This is a genomic window from Streptomyces sp. 13-12-16, assembly GCF_002114215.1.
Classification (GTDB): Bacteria; Actinomycetota; Actinomycetes; order Streptomycetales; family Streptomycetaceae; genus Streptomyces.
The window spans coordinates 1-3,019 of the sequence record NZ_NCTE01001193.1 but is presented as its reverse complement, the minus strand read 5'-3'; the positions used below and the strand labels follow the sequence as shown (position 1 = coordinate 3,019).

Below are 3,019 nucleotides of genomic sequence, written 5' to 3'. Positions count from 1 at the left end.
CTCGCGCACCGCCGCGCGCAGCGCCTCCTCGTCGGGCACCACGCGGGCGCCGGACAGCGCGGCGGCGGGGTCGCCGGGCAGGCAGGCGAAGCCGTCGGGCCGTACGGCCATGCGGCCCACGGCGAGGCCGGCGGCGGTACGGTCGAACGAGACGTGCGTCGCGGGGTAGTACGGCACGCGGCGGTGCAGGAACCACGGCACGGTGATCAGCAGGCAGGCGGGCCAGGCGTAGCGGTGCAGACCGAAGCTGGCGATCACGTCCGGACGGCCCTGCTGCCCGTAGTCCCGCAGTACCTGGGTGTCGTCCCAGGCGAGGAAACGCTCCAGCTCGGACCCGCCCTCGGCGAGAGCGGACGCGGCGACCCAGCCGCCGCCCGTGGGTGCCGCCTCGCCGGTGCCGAGTTCGGTGACGGCCAGGGCGGGGAAGGCCTCCGCCAGGCGGGCGTACGCGTCCGCGACGGCCGAACCGGGCACGGGCATGGGACCACCCCTTCACGTCTCGAGGAGCAGGGCAATAAAGGTAAGGCTCACCTTACCGAACATCGTGGCGATGTGAACCGGCGCCCCCGTGCGTTTATGGTGCTTGACGGACAGGTGACAACCCGCCGTAATGACCTCAAGTACCGAAACGTCCGCAGGAGGACCTTGTGAAGCAGGGCACGCAGGGGTCCGCCGTGACGGGGGACGCGGTGACCGGGCCGGCCGCCACGGGGCGGTTCCGGGTTCCCGTACAGCCCGCGGCGCAGGACGCGGAGCCGGAGCGTGACCGGCGTGAGCGGCGTGAGCGGCCGGGCTGTGCCGAGGACGGTGCCGCGCGCGGTGAGCACACGCACGGAGAGACCGCCCTTCCGCGGCCCCGGGCCGTCGTCCGGCGGTCCTCCGTGCGCGGGCAGGTCCTCGACGCCCTGCGCACCGCGCTGGTGACGGGTGACCTGCGGCCCGGCGAGGTGTACTCGGCCCCTGTGCTGGCGGAGCGGTTCGGGGTTTCCGCGACGCCCGTGCGGGAGGCGATGCAGCAGCTCACGCTGGAGGGTGCGGTCGAGGTCGTGCCCAACCGGGGGTTCCGGGTGGTCGAGCGGGGCGCGCGGGAGCTGGCCGAGCTCGCCGAGGTCCGGGCGTTGATCGAGGTGCCGGTGATGATGCGGCTGGCGCGGACGGTGCCGCCCGAGCGGTGGGCCGAGCTGCGGCCGCTGGCGGAGGCCACGGTCCGGGCGGCGTCCTCCGGGTGCCGGGCCACGTACGCGGAGGCCGATCGGGCCTTTCACCGGGCGGTGCTCGCGCTCGCGGGCAACGAGCAGCTGGTCCGCATCGCGGAGGATCTGCACCGGCGTGCGCAGTGGCCCCTGGTGGGGGGCGCTCCCGGTGGCCGTGGGCGGGCGGAGCTGGTGGCCGACGCCCATGAGCACACGGCCCTGCTGGACGCGTTGATCGCGGGGGGCTTCGATGTGGTGCGCTCGCTGGTGGGGGAGCATTTCAACGGGGCGGTGTGAACGGGCCGGACTCCTCCGCCCCCGCCGCCCCTTCCCGCCCCGAACCTGGGGCTCCGCCCCAGATCCCGCTCCTCAAACGCCGGAGAGGCTGAAATTCAGCCTCTCCGGCGTTTGAGGAGCGGAGGTCCGGGGGCAGCGCCCCCGGGACGGGACGGGACGGGACGGGACGGGTAAGGGCGGCGGGGGCGAAAACCCTACGCCGTCGCCGCCCCCGGCGGTACCAACTGGCGGGCGAGCCACGTGGGGACGCCTCCCAGGAGGCGGAAGAGACGGCGGGCCTCCTCGCGGAGCCGGCCGGCCTCCGGTTCGGTCTCCGTGTCGGCCAGGGAGACCAGGGCGGGGGCCGTGCCGACGAGGTAGCCCAACTCCTCCCGGATGCGCAGGGATTCGGCGAAGCCGTGCCGCGCTTCGGCCAACTCGCCTTCGCGCAGGGCCAGTCCGGCCAGGTGGCGCCAGGTGGCCGACAGCAGCAGTGGGTCGGCGTGTGCGGTGGCGCCCGCGTGGGCGCGGCGGTACGCGGCCCGTGCCGCCTGCGGTGACCGGGTGAGGTTCTCGGCGATCAGGCCGCGCCGGAAGTCCAGCAGCGCCCGCCCCGCCGCCCCCGGAGCGATCAGCGCCGCCGCCCGGCCGAGCGCGGCCCGCGCCTCGTCCGCCCGGTCGCGTACGGCGAACAGGGTGGCGGCGTAGGCCAAGTACCCGCGTTCACAAGCGGCCGCCCCCCGCTCGTCGTCCGTGTGCGCCAGCGCCTCGGCCGTACGCAGCGCGTCCTCGGCCTCCTCCCATCCCGCCTCGGTGTACAGACACCGCTCCACCAGCAGCGACGCCCGCTGCAACGCCGCGTCCGGGCCGGCGGGTTCGAGCAGGGCGGCGGCGTCGGCCCAGCAGGCACGGGAGCGCAGCCGCCACACCGCCGTCTGGAGGGGATCGTCATCGGCGGTCGTTCCGTCACCGGACATGGCGGTATGCGCCACGTTGCCCTCCCCGAGCACGCCATCGAGCTGTTGAGTGGTGGCCGCATCTCAGCACGAACCACCGGGCCCGGCCAAGAGGGTGGGTGAAGGATTTCACAAAGTCCTGGACCACGGGCCCGAATCGCGGGCCCGGGTCCGGACGGGTTCAGCTCATCCGCAGCGCGAGGAAGAAGTCCAGCTTGTCCTCCAGACGGGACAGGTCACGGCCCGTCAGCTGTTCGATGCGGCCGACGCGGTACCGCAGCGTGTTGACGTGCAGGTGGAGACGGGACGCGCAGCGGGTCCAGGAACCGTCGCAGTCGAGGAACGCCTCCAGGGTGGGGATCAGCTCGGCACGGTGCCGGCGGTCGTAGTCCCGCAGCGGGTCGAGGAGGCGGGCGGTGAAGGCACGCCGCACGTCGTCGGGGACGAAGGGCAGCAGCAGGACGTGCGAGGCCAGCTCCTGGTGGCCGGCCGCGCAGACCCGGCCCTGGCGGGCCGCGGCCACGCGCCGGGCGTGCCGTGCCTCCTCCAGCGCCCCGCGCAGCCCCTCCGCCGAGTGCACGGCGGCGGAGACGC

At 74.6% G+C, this 3,019-nt stretch carries 3 protein-coding genes and 1 pseudogene; 1 reads left to right on the top strand and 3 read right to left on the bottom strand.

Annotation, left to right across the window (positions count from 1 at the left end; all coding sequences use genetic code 11):
• Positions 1-480, bottom strand: a pseudogene (locus B7767_RS37390) (iron-sulfur protein); the annotation flags it as partial.
• 167 nt (positions 481-647) lie between these two features.
• On the opposite strand from B7767_RS37390, the gene B7767_RS37385 reads away from it, so the two are divergent.
• The gene (locus B7767_RS37385; protein WP_085575879.1) at positions 648-1,490 is read left to right on the top strand and encodes a GntR family transcriptional regulator; all 843 of its coding nucleotides are present in this window, start codon (positions 648-650) and stop codon (positions 1,488-1,490) included.
• A 194-nt stretch (positions 1,491-1,684) separates the two neighbouring features.
• Here the strand turns inward: B7767_RS37385 and B7767_RS37380 are convergent, their stop codons facing one another.
• Both B7767_RS37380 and B7767_RS37375 read right to left on the bottom strand, forming a co-directional pair.
• Positions 1,685-2,446: a hypothetical protein gene (locus B7767_RS37380; protein ID WP_085575878.1), complete on the bottom strand. Its 762-nt coding sequence runs from the start codon at positions 2,444-2,446 to the stop codon at positions 1,685-1,687.
• A gap of 160 nt (positions 2,447-2,606) precedes the next feature.
• On the bottom strand, positions 2,607-3,019 hold a 413-nt coding region (locus B7767_RS37375; RefSeq protein WP_179167458.1), incomplete at its 5' end, for a CdaR family transcriptional regulator.